This is a genomic window from Rubrivirga aquatilis (assembly GCF_046845665.1).
Classification (GTDB): Bacteria; Bacteroidota; Rhodothermia; order Rhodothermales; family Rubricoccaceae; genus Rubrivirga.
Genome location: NZ_CP177355.1, coordinates 1,391,425 through 1,410,144, shown reverse-complemented (window position 1 = coordinate 1,410,144; position 18,720 = coordinate 1,391,425). Strand labels below are relative to the sequence as shown.

Genomic DNA, 18,720 nt, shown 5'->3' with positions numbered 1-18,720 from the left:
GGTCGGTCGTCGGCGCGTCGCCGAGCACCGAGCCCCTTAGTTGAAGCTGACCGCGGCGCGCTCGATGAGCTGGCCGCGCAAGGTCTCGAGCTGATGCGTGACGCTCTGGTCGTAGACGACGTCGCCCACGCGGACGACCATGCCGCCGATGAGCGACGGGTCGACGCTGAGGTCCATGCGGACGGCGGCGCCGGCCTGGGCTTCGAGCGCCTTCTTGAGTCGGTCGGCCTCGTCGGCCGAGAGCGGCTTGGCCGTGCGCACGCGCGCCTCGACCGTTCCCGTCCGCTCGTCGCGGAGGGCGCCGTAGGCGGCGAGCACCGTCGCGAGGTCGCCCTCGCGCTGCTTCGACACCAGCATGTGCACAAAGCGGGCCGTCAGGTCGCCCACCTTGCCGTCGAGCAGACGGGTCAGGACGGCGCCTTTCTTGTCGCGCGAGACGATCGGGCTGGCGAGCAGCTGGCGCAGCTCACGCGAGCCGTCGAGCGCGTCCGTGAGGACGGCCACGTCGGCGTCGACGGCATCGAGCTGGTCGGTGGCCTGGGCTTCCTCGGTGAGGGCCTGGGCGTAGCGTCGGGCGACGGGGTCCATGGAGTTGTCGGTTATCGGTCGTCGGTTGTCAGTCGGATCGCTCCGATCACCGACAACCATCAACCGAGGACTAGTTCTGAGGCAGGTCGGCGATGAAACGGTCGACCAGTCGGCTCTGCTCGGGGCCGTCGATCTTCTCGGACAAGATCTTCTCGGCACCGGCGACGGCCAGCGTGGCGACCTCGCGGCGAAGCTCGGCGAGCGCCTGGAGCTTCTCGCGCTCGATGTCGGCACGGGCCGACTCTTGCAAGCGAGCGATCTCGGCCTTGGTCTTGTCGACGTCGGCGGCGCGCTGCGAATCGGCCTGCTCTTTCGCCTCACGCAGAATGGTCTGCGCCTGGCGTTCGGAGTCGCGGCGGGCCTCGTCGTTCTGAGCGAGGAGCGCCTTGGCCTCGGCGTTGGCCCGCTCCGCCTGGGCGAGCGAGTCCTCGATGGTCTTCTCGCGCTCCTTGAGCCCGTCGAGCATAGCCGGGAACGCGAACTTCGAGAGCACGAAGAGCACGATGAGGAAGGCGATCAGCATCCAGATCGCCAGCCCAGCGTTGGGCGTCAGCAGATCGGCAGCGAGGACGAAAGCGACCATCGGTATGGCAGGGGTTGAGGGATTGAGTGCCCGGTTGCCCCGTCGGCGGTCCGACGGGGCAGGGGGTCCCGGGCGAGGCAGTGGTCGGGCTACGCGTGCGCAGCCCGCCGCACTACTTGATCGCCATCAGGATGCAAACGATCAGGCCGAAGAACGCGGCACCCTCGATGAGGGCGGCGGCGATGATCATCGTGGTCCGGATGTCGCCGGAGGCCTCCGGCTGACGGGCCGAGCCCTCGAGGGCGGCGGCGGCGAGGCGGCCGATGCCGTAGGCGGCGCCGAAGACGGCGAGGCCGGCGCCGAGGCCGGCACCGAGGTAACCAAGAGCGACAGACTCCATGGGATTGGGGGGTTGGGTGAGGTCAGGGTGGGCGAGGGCCCGGGAAAGTCGCGGCCGGAGCCGCGGGAGAGCGAGGCGCGTTCTAGGCGAACGTCGCCTCCGTGCCGACCGTGCGGTCGTGCAGTTTGTGCGGGGTCTGGCCGTTCGAGGTCGACACCGCGAGGTCGTGGACGGTCAGGCCGTGGTCTTCCGAGTGGTCGTGGTCGTGCTCGTGCTCGGCCGTCGCCATCCCGATAAAGAGGGCGCTCAGGATCGTGAACACGTAGGCCTGGATAAAGGCGACCAGGATCTCCAGGAAGTAGACCGCGACGGTCAGCAAGACGGCCGGGACCGAGGTGAGGTAGCCCGCCGTCTCGCTCATCCCGCCGATGATGAAGATGAGCCCGAGCAGGTTGAGGATCACCAGGTGCCCCGCCGTCATGTTGGCGAAGAGCCGGACCGCGAGCGCGAACGGCTTGGTGAACAGGCCCAGGATCTCGATCGGGATCAGGATCGGCTTGACGATCATCGGGACCCCGGGCGGGTTGAAGATGTGGCCCCAGTAGTCCTTCGTCCCGGCAAACTGCGTGACGATGAACGTCAGGATCGCCAGGACGGCCGTCGTGGTGATGTTGGCCGTGGCCGTCGCCCCGAAGGGGACCAGCCCGAGCAGGTTGCACGCCAGGATGAAGAAGAAGACCGTCAGCAGGTACGGGAGGTACTTGTCGGTCTTGTCCCCGAGGTTCGGCTTGGCCACCTCGTCGCGGATGTAGATCACCAGCGTCTCCAGCGTGTTCTGGATCACCCCCCGGGGCGCCGACGTCCGGCCGATGCCCCGCTTGTACTTCCCTGCGACCGGCAGGAACAGCACCAGCAAGAGCAGCGAGGCGAGGAAAGCGAAGACAAGGTGCCGCGTCAGGCTCAGGTCGATGATGACCTGGCCATCCGTGGCCACCAGGTGGGCATCGTACGGCGCCTCGGCCTCGACGCTTTCGCCAAGGATCTCCTCGGCGTTGGCTTCCAACAACTCCTCGGTGAGGCTCTCGCCCCCGTCCTCACCGCTGTGCTCGGCCGCGCCGTCGGCGTCGCCTGCGCCGTGGCCTCCTTCGCCGTCCCGCTCGATCGCGTACAGGCCCGAGGCGACGGCGGCGGTCGACGACCCGAAGGCGTCGAGCCCGATCGAGCCGTCGGCGCGGCGCGTCAGGAACAGCCGCGGCATCTCGATCTTGCCCATGGGCGAGAAGTCGAGGTAGTACCCATCCGACGTGTGGTGGACGGCGTCGAGCTTCTCGCCGTCGCCGGCGGCCAGCGCGGGGGGCGCGAAGCCGACGAGCAGCGCGAGGGCGACGAACAGCGGGCGGAGCATCCGCATCAGGAGCCGGGGGTGGCGGCCGTGCGGCCGAGGACGAAGAAGACTTCCACGACGAGACCGATCACGAACACGACGCCCAGCCCGAGCACGAACGGCCCACGCTGGACGGGGACGAGCGCGAGGATCGCGGCGAAGGCGGCGAGCATCAGGGCCATCCGGGCGAGCATCCCGCCCAGGACCATCTGCAACACCTTGTTGCCGTCGGCGACCGCCGAGGCCCGCCGAGCGACGAGCAGCGCCGCCGCCGTATACGCCACACCCAGGAGTGCGCCGAGCAGGAGGCTTGCGAGGAGGCTCATCGGGGGGACGACGGGGGACGCGGGGACGGCCCGCAACGGGTGGACAAGAAGCTAGGATGGCCACTATCGAGGTGCCCTCAAGGCGGGGTGAAGACGGGGCAAAGCGGCCTGGGAGGGCACGAGGTTCGGGACGGGAGACAGGGGGACCTCTCCGGCGATCTCGGGACCGGCTGCACCGGCTCCGCCACGGCCGCACCCCACCGCATCCGCCCCCACGCCAAGCGCCACCACGGGCCTCCCTACACCCTCTTGCCCCTTGTCCCGCCCCCCTTGCCCCCATCCGCTTCCCGCGCCAGTCGGATGACCATGGCGAACACGCCGATCATCCCGAGCACGGCGCCGACGAGCACGCCCCACGGCGTCGTGCCGAAATAGCGATCGACGACGATGCCCAGACCGACAAAGAACACCATGGCCGCCGCGAGCTGCATTCCGAACCCGAGATGCGGGCCGGCCGCCAGCATGCCGTCGCCGTACGCATCGCTGACGCGCCCGGCCGTCACCTTCTCGTTCCGGTAGTCGTCGGGCAGGTCGGCCGCCGCGTCGTCCTCGTCGTCCGGCGGCTTGTCGACCCACTTTTCGCGCCACTCTCGGTCTGCGCGGTCGAAGCGGTCGGGGCGGTCCGCCCAGGGGTCCTTGTTTCGGGCCATGGCTAGGCGGCGTCGCCGACGGTACCGACGACGGCCGAGCCGCCGGACCGTGCCGGCCGGTCGCCTGAGGCAACGCGAGAGGGCACGTCGGCGCCCATGTGACACTGGCCGTTGAAGGTGGCCCCGTCCTCGACGATGAGCTTGCCCGTGCGGATGTCGCCCTCAACGACGGCCGAGGCCTTGAGCACCAGGCGCTCCTTGATCGTCACGCGCCCCTTGACGACGCCCGCGACCTCGGCGCTGGTCGATGCCAGCTCGCCCTCGATGGTGCCGCCCGCCATCACCATCGTCCGGCCCTCCACCTCGACGTTCCCGTCGACGGTGCCGGAGATGTTGACGTTGCCCGACGATCGCAAGGTGCCCTCGACCGTCGTCGAGGCTCCGATAATGTTGTGCTGATCGGCGGCGTTGACGGGGGCGGAGGGGCGGGTTTTGGCCATGGAATCGTCGGCGGCTCGAAAGAGGGCCATCGTGGTGCGGGGCGGTGGAGGAGCGCAGCCTGAGCCGGGGCGCGCTGAGTTAAGAGACGGTACGTACGGTCGCCGGGGTCCCGTCTAGGGCGAGATGAGCAGCGTGGCGGGGTCCTGCGCGAGCCCATCGCGCCAGACCTCGAAGTGGAGGTGCGGGCCCGACGTGATCTCGCCGGTGTCGCCGCTGAGGGCGAGGGTCTCCCGTGCGCCGACGCGGTCGCCGACGCGCCGGAGCAGGCGTCCGTTGTGCTTGTACACCGAAAGGTAGCCGTCGGCGTGCTGGACCGCGATCGTCAGGCCGCCGTCCTGTGTCCAGTCCGCGAAGACGACGTGCCCGTCGGCAAACGCGTGCACGGGCGATCCCTTGCGGGCGGCGAGGTCGAGCGCAAAGTGGCCCCGCGTAGCGTCGAAGCCGCGGGACTCGACGCCGTCGACGGGGGGCAGAGCGGGCAGACGGAGGCTGGCGAGGTAGGCCCGGGCGGCGGGCGTGTCGCCGCCGTCGGTGGCCGGGCCGAGCGTCTCGAGGGAGAGCGCCGGCTGGACGTGGTCGTCGCCAGCAGGTGTCGGCGAGGCTCGCACCGGCGTGTCAGACGGCTCCGGCAATGAGAACGACGACGGGTCGAGGTCGGCGTCGGCGAGCGCGTCCATCTCTCCCGTAATCAGCGCCCGGAGCTGGGCGATCTGCTGATACTGGATCGCCAGCGAGTCCTCGAGCGCCTCGGCGCGGCTGGCGTTCGTCTCGGCGACGCCCCGAAGCTCGCCGGTGCCGGGCCCCAGGATGAGCCCCCGCAGCGGCGTCAGGACGATGGCCGCGACCAGCAGGGCCCCGAGCCCGACGACGACGATGACGCCCGCATAGAGCGCGGTGCCGGGGCGGACCTCGTACTGACGGGGCGTGCTCATCGTGTCGGGCTCGAGCACGATGACGGTCCGGGCGACGCCCGGGTGCGAGAACAGGTCGCGGAGGAGGTCCTTCACAGGCGGAATGGGCCCAGGCGGGCTCGGAGGGGCGGTTTTGTTCGTGGCATCTGCATACGGACTGCGAGGGCGCAGACTAACTTAGCGGGCTCTGCCCCCTTCCAGGGGACTCCCCGACGACCGACCGCCGATGCGCGGTCCTCTGCCGGCTCGGCCGGCCCTGCCTCTTATGCCGCAGCACAAGTCCGCCGCCAAGCGCGTTCGCCAGGATGCCAAGCGCCGTCTCCGCAACCGCTACCACAAGGTCCGCGTGCGCACGTTGATCAAGGAACTCCAGGCCGAGACGGACCCGGCCGTGGCTGAGACCAAGCTCAACGAGATCAAGGCGCAGCTCGACCGCCTCTCGGGCCGCCGCGTGCTGCACCCGAACCAGGCCGCCCGCACGAAGGGCCAGCTGGAGCGCCACGTCGGCACGCTGAGCGCGTAGCGCGCCCCCTGGCGCGGCCCGCGCCTGCCCGGCCCGCTCGCTGCGGGCCGACCACCCGACGGCCCTGGCGTGGAACCCGCCCGGGTCGTCGCTGGTTTATCCCCCGATCGACCGCCTCGTGGCACGACCACAGCGGAGGGGGCTCCCCTCTCCCAGTGGACCGTGCGATTCGTGCGCTTGCACCTATGGGTGCCGGCGCCGGACATTGAGGGGCCGGGCTGAGCGCCCGTCGTCTCGCGGTTTCGCTCTCAAACCTCCCCCCCCCTCCACGGCCGACCGCCGAGGATCTCCTCACCCCACCCCACCTCTCCATGACCCAATCTCGACCCGAGATGAACGTGACCTCACGTCTCTCCCTCCTCCTCCCCTGGTGCATGGCCCTGCTGATCGCAGGCGCCGCGCAGGCCCAGGTCGTCCGTCCCAGCGAGTCCATCTACGTGCTGCTTCGCGGCGGCGTCACCGGCTACTACGGTGACCTGGACGGCAACACTGACGGCGACCCCGGCACCGCCACCCCCGACCCGGGTGACGGCTTCGACAGCCCCGGCTTCGGTGTCGGCGGCGAGCTCGGCTACCTGTTCAACGAGAACCTCTCGCTGGGCCTCGGCTTCATGTACCACGCCGGGATCAGCGCCTTCGAGACCATCCCCGGTAACATCCAGGGCAAGGAGGCCTACCAGCTCCAGGCGCTCTTCCGCTACCTCCCGTTCGACTCCGCCAAGATCTCGCCCTTCGTCGAGCTCGGCGCGGCCGTCGTCTCGGGCCAGGGCACGGAGAACGAGCGCAACCAGGCCGGCACGGACGATGTGTACGGCTTCGGCCCCGTCGTCGGCCTCGGCCTCGACATCGCGCTGACCCCGCAGTTCTCGCTCTTCCTCGCGGGCCAGTCGACGGTCGTCTTCCCGGACGTCGCCCTTGACGGCGCCGACTCGGGCGCCTTCGGCAACCCGGCCGACGACGCGGACTACGACATCCTCGCGACGCTCGGTGGCGGCCTCAAGTTCGCGTTCCGCCCGCCGTACACGGCGGCCGAGATCCTGAGCCTGGAGTGCCCCGCGGAGCTCGAGGCCGGCCAGTCCGGCTCGTTCATGATGATGATCAACGACGACGCCACGCGCCCGGTCACCTCGACCTGGCAGTGGGGCGACGGTTCGACCGGCTCCGGCATGACGACCTCGCACACGTTTAGCGCCCCCGGCACCTACACGGTGACCGCGATGGTGATGAATGAGGGCGGGGAGGACTCCGAGTCCTGCTTGGTGACGGTGGTCGAGCCCCCGACGCCGCCGGCCCTCGCTGGCTGCCGCGTGACGCCGATGACGGTGGACGCTGGCCAGGAGGTCACGGTCAACGCGACGGCGACGGACGCCGACCGCGTCTCGGTCGACTTCGGTGACGGCACCACGGCGACGGCCCTCCCGGCCCGCCACGCCTACTCCGAGACCGGCACCTACACGGTGACGATCACGGCGACCAACCAGTACGGGACGGACACCTGCACCATGACGGTGACGGTGGGCGACTCCTACTGCGCCGACATCACGGAGCTCAACCCGGTCTACTTCGGCTACGGCTCGACGACGCTGACCGCGGATGCTGCCAGCCGTCTCGATGAGAACATCGAGATCCTGCGCCGCTGCCCGGACGTCTGCGTGACGATCAATGGCTACTCGGACGGCTCGGAGCCGGGCGACGCCATGCGGATCTCGCAGGCCCGTGCCGACGCCGTGCTCCAGTACTACGTCGCTCAGGGTGTTGACGCGGACCGTCTCCGCGCCATCGGCCGCGGCGTCGATCCGGACGCGAACTCCAAGGAGGATCCGGGCCCCGGCGACAGCCGTGCCCGTCGCGCCGACTCGATCCCGTCGTCCTGCGCCGGGTTCTAATCTGAGCCTTCGGCTCTGAGCTTCGGCTCGTTGGGGCGGTCCACCATCCGGTGGGCCGCCCCTTTTTTTGTGCGTACTCGCGGCGCTATATCCCCGAGAGATGGAACCCCGCGAGCCCCGTTTCCGAGGCTGAACCCGGCGTACCTGAGTTGTGCCAGGTTTTTGGAGATGAGCCCTCCGAACGCCCGCTCGGGGCTTGCCCGGCGACCCGTCCCCCTCCCTTCCCCAGGACTCATGACTCGTTTGACTCTCCTCGCGGTGCTCGCACTCGTCGCCTCGGCGGCCGTGGCGCAGCCCGTGTACAACGGCCTCGACGGCTACGACGCCCCCTACGGCGAGCGCGTCGACTACGACGACGGCATGCCCGGCGTCCGCGTCGGTGTGGGCGTACACGCCTTCATCTACGACGGACCCGACCGCCTGACCGGCGACGCCGCCGCGCAGCGCGACGTGATCGACACGAACCTCGGCGTGACCGCGGAACTGACGTTCCCGCTGGCGGGCCAGCTCTACGGCCGCCTGATGGGCGGGCTCGTCAACATCGGCGCCGATGACGGGCTGGCGGGGACGAACCCGTACCTCCAGAGCGAGTCGATCCTGGCCGAGGCGGACCTGCTGTATTACGTGACGCGGCCGGGCGCTGGGCGCCTGGCGCCCTACGTGTTCTCGGGCCTCAGCGCGCTCTTCCCGACGGACGGCGACGACCGCGTGGACTCGCCCGCGCTGGCGATCCCGGTCGGTCTGGGCGTGGAGTACGGCGTGAGCCGGAACCTGGCGTTGTTCGCCGAGGCGAGCTACCGGTTCGGCCTGACGGACGTCGGCTCCTCGACGGTGGCGCGGGCCATCGCCAACGCGTCCGCAGGCCCGGACGTCTGTGACGTGAACGCCTCGACGTACAACTACGAGGCGTGCATCAAGAAGGAGGGCCAGCCCTTCTGCTCGAACGGTGGTGAACTGCCGGACTGCCGCGAGGTGAACCCGAACGGCGACAGCGACTTCGACGGCCGGTTCAACACGGCGCTGATCGGGGGCGGGCTGCGGCTCGGCTTCGGGGGCTCACCGCGTGCGGACTTCATCCCGCCGCCGCCGCGGTACATCCCGCCGCCGGTCCGCCCGGAGCCGGAGCCCGAGCCGCTCGTCTGCGACTTGGTGGAGCTCAACCCGGTGTACTTCGACTACGGCTCGGGCACGCTCGACCGCCGCGCGCGGATGCTGCTCGATGAGAACGTGGAGCTGCTGCTCTCGAACTCGGCCTGCTGCGTGTTCATCGACGGGTTCACGGACACGGCCGAGGGCGACCGCCTCGGGATGGGCCTCGCTGGGCAGCGCGCCCAGGCCGTTTACGACTACTACCTGAGCCAGGGCGTTGGCGCCTCAAGCCTTCAGATCCGCAACCGCGGCACGGCGTCGCCGGCGTGCGACAAGGAGGATCCGGGCCCAGGCTGCGGCCGCAACCGCCGCGTGGAGTCGCTCCCGGTCGACTGCGAGCGGTTCCGGTTCCTGCTGGAGAACCCCTCGTACGACCCCTACTAGGCGCCGACCGCGCGCCACGACTGGCGGGCGTTCGGGGCCGACGGCGCCCCTGTCGGCCTTCCGCCATGCGGCCCTGCCCTTCACTGGGTGGGGCCGCTTTGGTTGTGAACAGGGGGATCTCCGGCTCGGGAAAACACGGGAGGGCCGCGCTGGGGCGTGTGGACGTTTGCGAGGTCGGGCTCGCGTGAGGTCACGATTTCGGCGTCACAACGAGCGTGAGGAGTGCGGGGCCGTAGCCCCGGACGACGATCGGGACGCGGAGACAGCGGAATCTGGCCCACGAGCCGATCTGGGTGAATGTCCACACGCCCCAGGCCAGGGATCTACCAGCCCCGACCGCGCTAGGGGCGGCGGAGCTTTCCGGGGTGACTGGCGCGGATGAGCGCGCGGGACAGAGCCCGCGTCGAGTTGACGAACGGAACGCCGCCGCGGTCGGGCTCGGGAACGGCGAGCGGGAGTTCGGTGCAGCCCAGGATGACGGCCTCGGCGCCATGCGCGATCAGGTGGTCGGCCGCGTCGAGAAGCGCCTGCCGGGCCTCAGGGCGAGGCGGGGTGCTCTCGGCCTTGAGGCCGGTCGGTCCGTAGATCGCGTCCTCCACCGCCGCTTGGTGCGCCGCGTCGGGCACGACGGCATGGAGCCCGGCGGCCTCCAGCCCGATCTCGTGGAGCCGGTTCTCGATCGACGAGGTCGTCGCCAGCACGCCGATGGTGGTGGCAGCCGGCGCTACCTCGGCGAGGCGCGCGACGATGGCGTCGACGATGTGGATCAGTTCCAGCTCGCGGCCGTCCGCCAGCAGCCCGTCCCGCAGGCGGTCGAACAGGGCCGGCGCGTGGGCGGTGTTGCAGGGGACGCCAGCCACCGCGCAGCCGGCGTCGTCCAAGCGACGCAAGACCGCCATCATGGCCGGGAGCGGGCTCGGGGCGGTAGGGTCCGCCAGCCACGTCGCGCGGTCGGGGATGCGGTTCGGGTATGAGATGAGGGCGACCGGGAGGTGCGCCTGGTCGCTGGCCGCGTCGGTCTCGTCGAAGATGCCGCGGACGAGGTCGAGCCCGGCATAGGGGCCGAGCCCGCCGAGGACGCCGATGGCGGCGCGCTCGTCGGGAGACGGGGCGCCATTCAGCGCGGTGAGGGCGGGGTCGGGCAATGAAGAGCGGGGCAAGAGGGGATGGCGCCAACGCCGACGTGCAGGTCGGGGTGCCGGCAGGGTCGGGCGGACGGTAGTTTCGCACTGTCGGCCGGGTCCGCCCGTGCCGCGTCTGCCCCATGGTGTAATGGCAGCACCCCACTCTTTGGAAGTGGTTGTGGAGGTTCGAATCCTCCTGGGGCAACCCCGCGTCCCGCCCGGACGCCCCGCCGGACCCTTAGCGCCCCGCCCCCGTGCCGACCGACCTCCCCGTCTCGATCTTCGCCGGCCGCTCAAACCCGGCGCTCGCTCGGGGCATCGCCGAGGCCGGCGGGTGGAACCTCGGCAACGTCACGCTGCGCAACTTCTCTGACGGTGAGATCTACGTCCGCTACGAGGAGTCGATCCGCGGGACCGACCTGTTCATCGTCCAGTCGACGCCGCCGCCGGCGGACCACTGGATGGAGCTGTTCCTGATGATCGACGCGGCCCGGCGGGCCTCGGCGGCGCGGATTACGGCGGTGATCCCGTACTTCGGGTACGCCCGGCAGGACCGCAAGGACCAGCCGCGCGTGAGCATCGCGGCCAAGATGATCGCCCAGATGCTGGAGCAGTCCGGCGTCGACCGGGTGCTGACGATGGACCTGCACGCGGCCCAGATCCAGGGCTTCTTCGACATCCCGGTCGACCACCTCTACGGCAGCGCGGTCTTCGAGCAGTGGCTGGACGCGAACACGCTGGCGGAGGGCGCCATCACAAACGGCCAGTCGGCGCGGGCCTTCCGCGAGAACTTGGTGGTGGTGGCGCCGGACGTGGGCGCCTCGAAGATTGCCCGCGCGTACGCCAAGCGGCTCGGCGCCGGGCTGGCGCTGATCGACAAGCGACGGCCGGAGGCGAACGTGGCCGAGGTCATGAACATCATCGGGTCCGTGGAGGGCAAGAACTGCCTGCTGATTGACGACCTGTGCGACACGGCGGGCACGCTGACCTCGGGCGCGACCGCGCTCGCGGACGCCGGTGCCCTCGACGTGCAGGCCTTCTGTACGCACCCCTTGCTCTCGGGCCCGGCGCTCGACCGCATCGAGGCGAGCCCGCTGAGCCGGCTCATCGTGACGGACACGGTGCCGCTCCAGCGCCGGATCGACAAGCTGGAGGTGATCTCGGTCGCCCCCATCTTCGCCGACGCCATCAACCGGATCGAGAAGGATGAGTCGATCTCGACGCTCTTCGTGGACTGACCGGCGCGGCGCCAGCGGGGGCGTGCGCCAACAGCCCCCCCCCTCGCCAAGCCTCCCCTCTGGGAAAAGGGGAGCTCGATTCGGACGTTCGCCACCCCGCGCCAGTGGGCGCCTCTTCTCAGATTTGTCGCGGTTGCGCCCCCCGATCGGTGGCTAGGCTTCGGGTTCCGGGCCGCGTACTGTCGTGCGGCCGGCACCCCGACCCCGATATCATGCAGTCCATCACGCTCGACACGCAGACGCGAGAGACCGGCAAGACCGCCACGAAGGCCGTCCGCCGCGAGGGCCTCGTCCCCTGTGTCCTCTACGGCTCCCACACCGAGCCCGTCCACTTCTCGGTCGAGACGCTGGCGCTCCGCCCGCTCATCTTCACCACGGAGACCTACCGCGTCGCGATCACGGCCGGCGGCGACGACCACGAGGCCATCCTCAAGCACGTCGACTTCCACCCGGTCACCGACACGCCGATCCACGCCGACTTCCTGGCGCTGACCGCCGGCGAGCTGCTGACGATGGTGGTCCCGATCCGCCTCGAGGGCGCCCCCCGCGGCGTCAAGGCCGGCGGCATCCTGTCGCAGCCGATCAACGAGCTCGAGATCCGGGCCCTGCCCAAGGACATCCCGGGCCACATCTCGATCGACGTGTCGAAGATGGACGTCAACGAGTCGATCCACGTCGAGGAGCTCGACCTCGGCGAGGACATCGAGATCCTGACCGAGCTCTCGCGCACGATCGCGACGGTGACCGTCCCGCGCGTCGTCGTCGTCGAGGAGGACGAGGCCGTCTCGACCGAGATGGCTGAGGGCCTGGAGGCTCCCGCCGACGGCGAGGACTCCGAGGGCGACGAGGCCTAAGCCTCCGCCCGATCCGCTCCCGTAGGGGCACGGCCCACCGCCGTGCCCCTACGCTTGTTTTAAGACGTCCCATGTCCTGGCTCTCCCGCCTCTTCGGCACCGCCCCTCCCCCGCCCGCGCTCGCGGCCACCCGGCTCGTCGTGGGCCTCGGCAACCCCGGGCCCGACTACGTCGGCACGCGCCACAACGCCGGGTTCATGGTGGTCGACCGGCTGGCGGAGCGGCTGGGTGTGGGGCTGGACGCCGAGGCCGCGCGCGCGTTCGTCGCCGAGGCCCAGCTCCCGCCCGACCCAGAGACGCCCCAGGCCCCCGCGCCCGTCGTGGCCGTCGCCCGGCCGCTGACGTGGATGAACCGGAGTGGCGAAGCGGTCGGCGCGCTGCTCGACCGCTACGGCCTCTCCCCGGCCGAAATGCTGCTCGTCTACGACGACCTCGCGCTCCCCCTCGGTGCGCTCCGGATCCGCGGACAGGGCTCGCACGGGGGACACAATGGCATCCGCAGCGTCATCGAAGCCTTGGGATCCACCGAGTTTCCCCGATTGCGCGTCGGTGTCGGAAATAGCTTCCCGTCTGGCGGCCAGGTCGACTTCGTCCTGTCCCCGTTCGACGACGACGAACGCGACGCGCTCGACGCGGCTCTCGAAGCCGCCGCCGACGCGTCGCTCACGTTCGCGCGACACGGGCTCGACGCTGCCATGAACCGGCACAACCGGCGCTAAGCCGCGACCGCCGCCTCTCGCTCGCACACACCTACACCATGGACCCGAACATTCTCGCCCTGATGGTGCCCCTCGCGGGCGTCATCGCCCTGGGCTACGCCTTCACCCGCTCCCGCTGGGTCAACGCCCAGCCGGTCGGGACCGACCGCATGGCGGAGATCGCCAACGACATTCAGGAGGGCGCCAACGCCTTCCTGCGCCGCGAGTACCGCGTGCTGGCGGTCTTCGTCGTCGTCGTGGCCGCCCTCCTGTTCCTCGCCAACTTTAGCCGCGAGGACTCGTCGCCGCTGATCGCGCTCTCGTTCGTCGTCGGCGCGCTGTGCTCCGGGCTGGCGGGCTTCTTCGGGATGCGCGTGGCCACCAAGGCCAACGTCCGCACCACGAACGCCGCGCGGACCTCGCTCGGCGGCGCCCTCAACGTCGCCTTCTCGGGCGGCCTCGTGATGGGCCTGTCGGTCGTCGGCCTCGGCCTGCTCGGCCTCGGCGGTCTGTTCGTCGTCTACTCCGGCATGTTCGACACGAACACGGTCGCCGGCCTGGACGGCCTGGAGGTGACGCGGGCGCTCAACGTGCTCGCGGGCTTCTCGCTCGGCGCCTCGTCGATCGCGCTGTTCGCGCGCGTCGGCGGCGGCATCTACACGAAGGCCGCTGACGTCGGCGCCGACCTCGCGGGCAAGGTCTACGAGGGCATCCCCGAAGACGACCCGCGCAACCCGGCGACGATTGCCGACAACGTGGGCGACAACGTCGGCGACGTGGCCGGCATGGGCGCCGACCTCTTCGAGTCGTACGTCGGCTCCATCATCGGTTCGATGGTGCTCGGCGCGGCGTTCGCGGCGGCCCTGATCGACGCCGACGGGATGGCGCTGGGCGCGGTCATGCTCCCGCTCGTCATCGCGGCGGTCGGGATCCTGGTCTCCATCGCCGGCTCCTTCTTCGTCAAGGTGAAGGAGGGCGGCAACCCGCAGCGCGCGCTCAACATCGGCGAGTTCGGCGCGGCCGGGCTCATGGCCATCCTGAGCTACTTCATCATCGCGTACATGCTGCCGGCCGAGTTCACGGCCACGACGCCCATCGTGGGCACGTTCACGTACACGTCGTTCGGCGTCTTCATCGCCGTGGTCATCGGCCTGGCGGCCGGCACGGCGATCGGGCTCATCACCGAGTACTACACGGCGACCCACACGAAGCCGGTGACCGACATCGCGCGGGCCTCGGTGACGGGCGCGGCGACCAACATCATCGCCGGGCTCGGCGTCGGGATGTACTCGACGGGCCTGCCGACCATCGTGCTGGCGCTCGCCATCGTCGGCGCGTTCTCGTTCGCCGGCCTCTACGGCATCGCCATCGCCGCGCTCGGCATGCTGTCGGTGACGGGCATCCAGCTCGCCGTCGACGCCTACGGCCCGATCTCGGACAACGCCGGCGGCATCGCCGAGATGGCCGGGCTCCCCGAGGAGGTCCGCGAGCGGACCGACCTGCTCGACGCCGTCGGCAACACGACGGCCGCCATCGGCAAGGGCTTCGCGATTGGCTCGGCCGCGCTCACGGCGCTGGCGCTGTTCGCCGCGTTCATGCAGCAGGCGGGCATCGAGGCCATCAACGTGGCCGACCCGCGCATCTTGGCAGGCGTGCTCATCGGCGGCATGCTGCCGTTCGTGTTCTCGGCCATGGCCATGAACGCCGTCGGCCGCGCCGCGGGCGACATGATCAAGGAGGTCGGGCGCCAGTTCGCCGAGATCCCCGGGCTCCGCGAGGGCACGGCCAAAGCCGACCACGCGCGCTGCGTCGACATCTCGACCAAGGCCGCGCTCCGGGAGATGATCCTCCCGGGCGTGCTCGCCGTCGTCGTGCCGGTCGCCGTCGGGTTCTACGACAAGAACATGCTCGGCGGCCTGCTGGTCGGCGTGACGGTCACGGGCGTGCTCATGGCCATCTTCCAGTCGAACGCCGGCGGTGCCTGGGACAACGCCAAGAAGCGCATTGAGTCCGGCGTCACGTTCGACGGCGTGACCTACGGCAAGGGCTCCGACGTCCACAAGGCGGCCGTCGTCGGCGACACCGTGGGCGACCCGCTCAAGGACACCTCGGGCCCGTCGCTCAACATCCTGGTCAAGCTGATCGCCGTCGTGGCGCTCGTCATCGCCCCGCTCATCGCCGGCACCGGCGACGTGGTGGAGGCGGAGCTGGACGACCGCCTCGAGCTCGAGGACGCCGACCTCGGCGACGCCGCCGCGGCGGACGTTGAGGACGACGCGATCGAGTTGGTCCCGACCGTCGCCGCGCAGTAGCGCTCGCGGCGTTCCGCCAGACGGACTTGGACGCCCGGTCTCCTCGCGAGGCCGGGCGTCTTTTTATGACCTGCTGGCGCCAGCAGGTCGGCCGGGGTTAGAGGCCGGCGGCGTGGAGGGGCTTGATGACGCGCTCGACGAGCGCCTCCTCCAAGGCGTCCTCCTCGACCCACTCGCCGTCGATCCACAGCCCGAGCGTCGTGCGGACGCCAGCCGCGACGGCCTGCTTTTTCTGGGCCAGGATCTCGTCGGCGCCCTCCTTCGCGTCGACGGCTTGACGCACGGCGCCGCCGTCCAGTCCGACCGCGTCGGCGTGGGCGGCGAGGTCGCTCGGGCGCAAGGTCAGTTGGTGGGCGTACATCCGGTCGTGGAGAAGCCAGAAGCCGCCCTGCCGCGCGGCCTCTTCGGCGGCGACAGCCGCCGCCAGCGCGTTCGGGTGCGGGCGGAGCGGGTAGTGCCGGAAGGCGAACCGCACGCCCATCGGGTGCTTGTCGCGGATCTCGCGCACGATGTCGTGCACGTCCTTCGAGTACGGGCACTCAAAGTCGCCGTACTGAACGAGCGTCACGAGGGCGTCGTCAGGCCCGGCGAGGTGGTCGGCGTCGGCGAGGGGCGGGGTCAGGGGCATCGGTCGGACCTGTCGGAGAATGGGGTGCGCAGGCGGCGGGGGGCGCCCGCCTAGCCGACGGCGCCGGAGCCGCTGGCGGCTTCGACAAGCGCGACGACTTCCGCGAGCGTGCTCTGGCCCCGGTCGCGGGCGTACCACCGGCGCAGCTCTTTGTACCGGTCGTCTTTTTCGACCTCTTGGCCAGGGCCCTCGAACCACGCCTGGAGGTCGGCCGGGCGAGGCCCCCACCAGCCGCGCTCGGTGCCGGTGGGGTCCAGGAGGATGGCGACGGGAATGGAGCGGGCGCGGCCGTTCGTGAGGTGCTCGTCCATCAACTCGAGGTTCTCGTCGCGGTCCAAGACGCGGAGCTCCAGCGCGTCCGCGAGCGCGGCCAGGCGCGCGAGCGGTGGGACGGTCGTGGTGGCGTCGATGCACCAGTCCTCGCTGATCACGAGGAGCTTCCACGTGCCCGGCACGGCGTTCACGCGGGCGACCAAGTCGTCGGAGACGCGGGCGCGATCATAGGCGGAGGTCCACAGCTCGACCAGGTCTTCGGCGGCGGCGAGCCAGGGCTCGAAGGGGAGGGCGCGGGCCCAGTCGGCGGAGCGGTCGGCGGCGGTGGCGAGATGGGAGGTCATGCGGAGCGAGAAGGGAATCAGGACTACGCCCGACGGGCGATGCGGTCCCGGCCTTACCTCCCCGCTCGCGCGGCGGCCTCGCCCATCCCCTCGGTGCCCACCTCGACGAACAGCCCGGTCGACTCGCAGACCACCCGGTCGCCCCGGCGGAGGACGGCGCGGACGGGCACCTTTACCCCGACCGCCTCGCCGACCGCCACCTCGGCGGTGACGACCTGCCGCAGCGGCACGAGCGCCCGGAAGTCGACCTCGATGCGGGCGGCGACGACGATGCGGCCCGACGCGAGCGCGGCCATCCCCATCGCCTCGTCGAGGAGGGCCGCCAGGGCGCCGCCGTGCGCGTGGCCGGGCGGCCCTTCGGCGCCGGGGCCGAACCACGCGCGCGCCCAGACGTGGCCGGCATCGTCGGTGTAGTAGCGGACGCGGATCCGGTCGCCGTCGTCGTCGGTCGAGACGAAGGACTCGGTGCCCATCGCCGTGGCGAAGGACGCAAGCGGCTGCCAGCCGGTGTCACCGGAGAGGTCGGGGGTCATCGGTAGTCAGTCTCTAGACCGGGTGCGGGTGGGGACGAGGTGCACGGTGCCGGGTACGCGACGGGCCCCGCCAGCCCATGCCTGTACCTCGAACCACGTACCCTGTACCCTGCTCACAGCTCGATCTCTTCGCCCTGCTCGGGCACGATCACGCGGACGTCGGGGTGCTGGCGCTCGATGGTCTCCTTCATCCACGCCTTCGCCGCCGACTCGCCGTGGACGAGCACGACGGTGCGCGGCTTGACGTGCTCGACGACGGCGATGAGGTCCTGGCGGTGGCTGTGGCCGGAAAAGCGGAACCGCTCGATGCGGGCCTTGATGGACACCGGGCCCTCGTCGCTGTCGAACACCATCGAGCCGCCGTTGCTGGCGGCAATCTGGAGCCGGTCGCCCGGCGAGCCCTCCTTGGAGAAGCCGACGAAGAAGATGCCGTGCCGTGAGTCCGAGACGATCTGGCGGGCGAGGTCGAACGACGGGGTCCGCTCGAAGAGCATCCCCGAGGTGAGCACGAAGATGCCCGGCTTGGCGAGCGCCTCGTTCTTGCGCTTCTGCGTGCGCGGGTAGCGCTCCTGGTCGACGCCGTAGACCTCGAAGTCGGGGTCCATGCGGGGCGTGCTCTCGCGCGTCTTGTCATAGACCTCAGCGACGCCGCGCATCGAGCCGGCGGTGTAGACGGGGGTGTCCTCGGGGAGCAGGCCGCGCCGCTTGAACCGGTCGATGAGCGCCAGCATGTCCTGGCTGCGGCCGAGGGCGAAGACGGGCAGCAGCACGACGCCGCCGCCCTCCAGCACGTCGGCCATGGCCTGCCCGAGCCGCTTTTCCTCGGCCTTGCGCGAGGTCGTCTCCGCATCCGGGTCGGCGCCCAGCGTCGACTCCAGCAGGAGCACGTCGACCGGGCCCGCCGGATAATCGGCCTCGGGCAAGATGGTCTGCGGCTGCAGGCTCGTGTCGGACGTGTAGAAGACCCGCCGACGCTGGCCGTTCTCGTAGCCCTCGATCATCAGCCCGACCGCGCCCAACACGTGGCTGGCGTGGTAGAAGGTCCCTGCGAGCGGCCCCTCGGCCTTGTGGCCGCGCAGGTCGAACGGCGTGTCGAGCAGGTGCGTGTCGTAGAGGTAGCTCAGCGCCTCGGCCATCTCGACGTCGAAGACGGGCGCCGTCGTGGTCGACCCCTCGCGGACCCGCCGCTTCTGCAGACGCGCCGACGACGGGAGGAGCATCTCCGCCAGCAGCGCCGTCGGGCGCGACATGTGGATCTGCGCGTGCGGCACCTCCTTCGACAGGACGGGGAGGGAGCCGAGGTGGTCGTGGTGGGCGTGCGTGATGACGACGTGGTCGACCGGCCGCGACTTCAAGAGCTCGAACGGCGGGACGGCCGCGTAGCCGTCCTTGTCGGGGTCCATGCCGGCGTCCAGGATCAGGCCCGTGCCCCCGAACGTGAGGTGGTGGCAGGACGCAGCGATCTCGTCGGTGTCGCCGAGGGAGATGTATTTCATCGGAGGGGATTTCGGTATTGCCGGAGCCTACTCCCCGATGCGGGCCTCTGCTCTGCGCTTTCGATGAGTTTAGCCCGCTTCGCGCGCGCACTCGGCGCGCGCCGAGGTCGTGAAA

20 protein-coding genes and 1 tRNA gene are annotated in these 18,720 nt (G+C 70.5%); 8 read left to right on the top strand and 13 right to left on the bottom strand.

Annotated elements, in window-relative coordinates; all coding sequences use genetic code 11:
• Window positions 1-36 precede the first annotated feature (36 nt).
• From atpH to ACLII4_RS06130, 8 genes are all read right to left on the bottom strand, one after another.
• A complete protein-coding gene (gene atpH, locus ACLII4_RS06165) occupies window positions 37-588 on the bottom strand; it encodes an ATP synthase F1 subunit delta (RefSeq protein ID WP_412070021.1) in 552 nt (183 codons plus the stop codon).
• Between the two features lie 70 nt (window positions 589-658).
• Window positions 659-1,171 (bottom strand): F0F1 ATP synthase subunit B, encoded by a 513-nt coding sequence (gene atpF / locus ACLII4_RS06160; RefSeq protein ID WP_412070020.1) that lies wholly within the window; start codon window positions 1,169-1,171, stop codon window positions 659-661.
• Between the two features lie 112 nt (window positions 1,172-1,283).
• The gene (gene atpE, locus ACLII4_RS06155; protein WP_412060723.1) at window positions 1,284-1,511 is read right to left on the bottom strand and encodes an ATP synthase F0 subunit C; all 228 of its coding nucleotides are present in this window, start codon (window positions 1,509-1,511) and stop codon (window positions 1,284-1,286) included.
• A gap of 82 nt (window positions 1,512-1,593) precedes the next feature.
• On the bottom strand, window positions 1,594-2,862 hold the full coding sequence (gene atpB / locus ACLII4_RS06150) for a F0F1 ATP synthase subunit A (RefSeq protein ID WP_412070019.1): 1,269 nt from the start codon (window positions 2,860-2,862) through the stop codon (window positions 1,594-1,596).
• Window positions 2,862-3,161, bottom strand: a complete 300-nt coding sequence (locus tag ACLII4_RS06145) for a hypothetical protein (RefSeq protein WP_412070018.1) — start codon at window positions 3,159-3,161, stop codon at window positions 2,862-2,864. Before ACLII4_RS06145 ends, atpB begins: the two co-directional genes overlap by 1 nt.
• A gap of 239 nt (window positions 3,162-3,400) precedes the next feature.
• Window positions 3,401-3,811 carry an AtpZ/AtpI family protein gene (locus ACLII4_RS06140; protein ID WP_412070017.1) on the bottom strand — a complete coding sequence of 137 codons (411 nt, stop codon included), beginning with the start codon at window positions 3,809-3,811 and terminating at the stop codon, window positions 3,401-3,403.
• Between the two features lie 2 nt (window positions 3,812-3,813).
• Window positions 3,814-4,251: a bactofilin family protein gene (locus tag ACLII4_RS06135; RefSeq protein WP_412070016.1), complete on the bottom strand. Its 438-nt coding sequence runs from the start codon at window positions 4,249-4,251 to the stop codon at window positions 3,814-3,816.
• Between the two features lie 114 nt (window positions 4,252-4,365).
• Window positions 4,366-5,259, bottom strand: a complete 894-nt coding sequence (locus tag ACLII4_RS06130) for a M23 family metallopeptidase (protein WP_412070015.1) — start codon at window positions 5,257-5,259, stop codon at window positions 4,366-4,368.
• A gap of 169 nt (window positions 5,260-5,428) precedes the next feature.
• Here ACLII4_RS06130 and rpsT point away from each other — a divergent pair, with 169 nt between their 5' ends.
• From rpsT to ACLII4_RS06115, 3 genes are all read left to right on the top strand, one after another.
• Window positions 5,429-5,686 (top strand): 30S ribosomal protein S20, encoded by a 258-nt coding sequence (gene rpsT / locus ACLII4_RS06125; RefSeq protein ID WP_412070014.1) that lies wholly within the window; start codon window positions 5,429-5,431, stop codon window positions 5,684-5,686.
• A gap of 374 nt (window positions 5,687-6,060) precedes the next feature.
• Window positions 6,061-7,572 carry a PKD domain-containing protein gene (locus ACLII4_RS06120; protein WP_412070013.1) on the top strand — a complete coding sequence of 504 codons (1,512 nt, stop codon included), beginning with the start codon at window positions 6,061-6,063 and terminating at the stop codon, window positions 7,570-7,572.
• A gap of 234 nt (window positions 7,573-7,806) precedes the next feature.
• Window positions 7,807-9,105, top strand: coding sequence for an OmpA family protein (locus ACLII4_RS06115; RefSeq protein WP_412070012.1), 1,299 nt, complete (start codon window positions 7,807-7,809; stop codon window positions 9,103-9,105).
• Window positions 9,106-9,446: 341 nt separating this feature from the next.
• On the opposite strand, the gene ACLII4_RS06110 is transcribed toward ACLII4_RS06115, so the two are convergent.
• Window positions 9,447-10,250 (bottom strand): aspartate/glutamate racemase family protein, encoded by an 804-nt coding sequence (locus tag ACLII4_RS06110; protein ID WP_412070011.1) that lies wholly within the window; start codon window positions 10,248-10,250, stop codon window positions 9,447-9,449.
• Between the two features lie 113 nt (window positions 10,251-10,363).
• Between ACLII4_RS06110 and ACLII4_RS06105 the strand changes: the two genes are divergently transcribed.
• From ACLII4_RS06105 to ACLII4_RS06085, 5 genes are all read left to right on the top strand, one after another.
• Window positions 10,364-10,434, top strand: a tRNA-Gln gene (locus ACLII4_RS06105).
• A gap of 49 nt (window positions 10,435-10,483) precedes the next feature.
• Window positions 10,484-11,467, top strand: coding sequence for a ribose-phosphate diphosphokinase (locus ACLII4_RS06100; protein WP_412070010.1), 984 nt, complete (start codon window positions 10,484-10,486; stop codon window positions 11,465-11,467).
• 212 nt (window positions 11,468-11,679) lie between these two features.
• Complete coding sequence (locus ACLII4_RS06095; protein WP_412070009.1) at window positions 11,680-12,321, top strand: 50S ribosomal protein L25; 642 nt, start codon at window positions 11,680-11,682, stop codon at window positions 12,319-12,321.
• A gap of 71 nt (window positions 12,322-12,392) precedes the next feature.
• A complete protein-coding gene (pth, locus tag ACLII4_RS06090; protein WP_412070008.1) occupies window positions 12,393-13,040 on the top strand; it encodes an aminoacyl-tRNA hydrolase in 648 nt (215 codons plus the stop codon).
• Between the two features lie 38 nt (window positions 13,041-13,078).
• The gene (locus ACLII4_RS06085; RefSeq protein WP_412070007.1) at window positions 13,079-15,331 is read left to right on the top strand and encodes a sodium-translocating pyrophosphatase; all 2,253 of its coding nucleotides are present in this window, start codon (window positions 13,079-13,081) and stop codon (window positions 15,329-15,331) included.
• 97 nt (window positions 15,332-15,428) lie between these two features.
• Here ACLII4_RS06085 and ACLII4_RS06080 read toward each other — a convergent pair whose 3' ends face one another.
• The 4 genes from ACLII4_RS06080 to ACLII4_RS06065 form a co-directional block, all read right to left on the bottom strand.
• The gene (locus tag ACLII4_RS06080; protein ID WP_412070006.1) at window positions 15,429-15,959 is read right to left on the bottom strand and encodes a DsbA family protein; all 531 of its coding nucleotides are present in this window, start codon (window positions 15,957-15,959) and stop codon (window positions 15,429-15,431) included.
• 50 nt (window positions 15,960-16,009) lie between these two features.
• Window positions 16,010-16,576 (bottom strand): thioredoxin family protein, encoded by a 567-nt coding sequence (locus ACLII4_RS06075; RefSeq protein ID WP_412070005.1) that lies wholly within the window; start codon window positions 16,574-16,576, stop codon window positions 16,010-16,012.
• Window positions 16,577-16,629: 53 nt separating this feature from the next.
• Window positions 16,630-17,109 (bottom strand): PaaI family thioesterase, encoded by a 480-nt coding sequence (locus tag ACLII4_RS06070; RefSeq protein WP_412070004.1) that lies wholly within the window; start codon window positions 17,107-17,109, stop codon window positions 16,630-16,632.
• Between the two features lie 113 nt (window positions 17,110-17,222).
• The gene (locus ACLII4_RS06065; RefSeq protein WP_412070003.1) at window positions 17,223-18,605 is read right to left on the bottom strand and encodes an INTS11 family MBL fold metallo-hydrolase; all 1,383 of its coding nucleotides are present in this window, start codon (window positions 18,603-18,605) and stop codon (window positions 17,223-17,225) included.
• Window positions 18,606-18,720 lie beyond the last annotated feature (115 nt).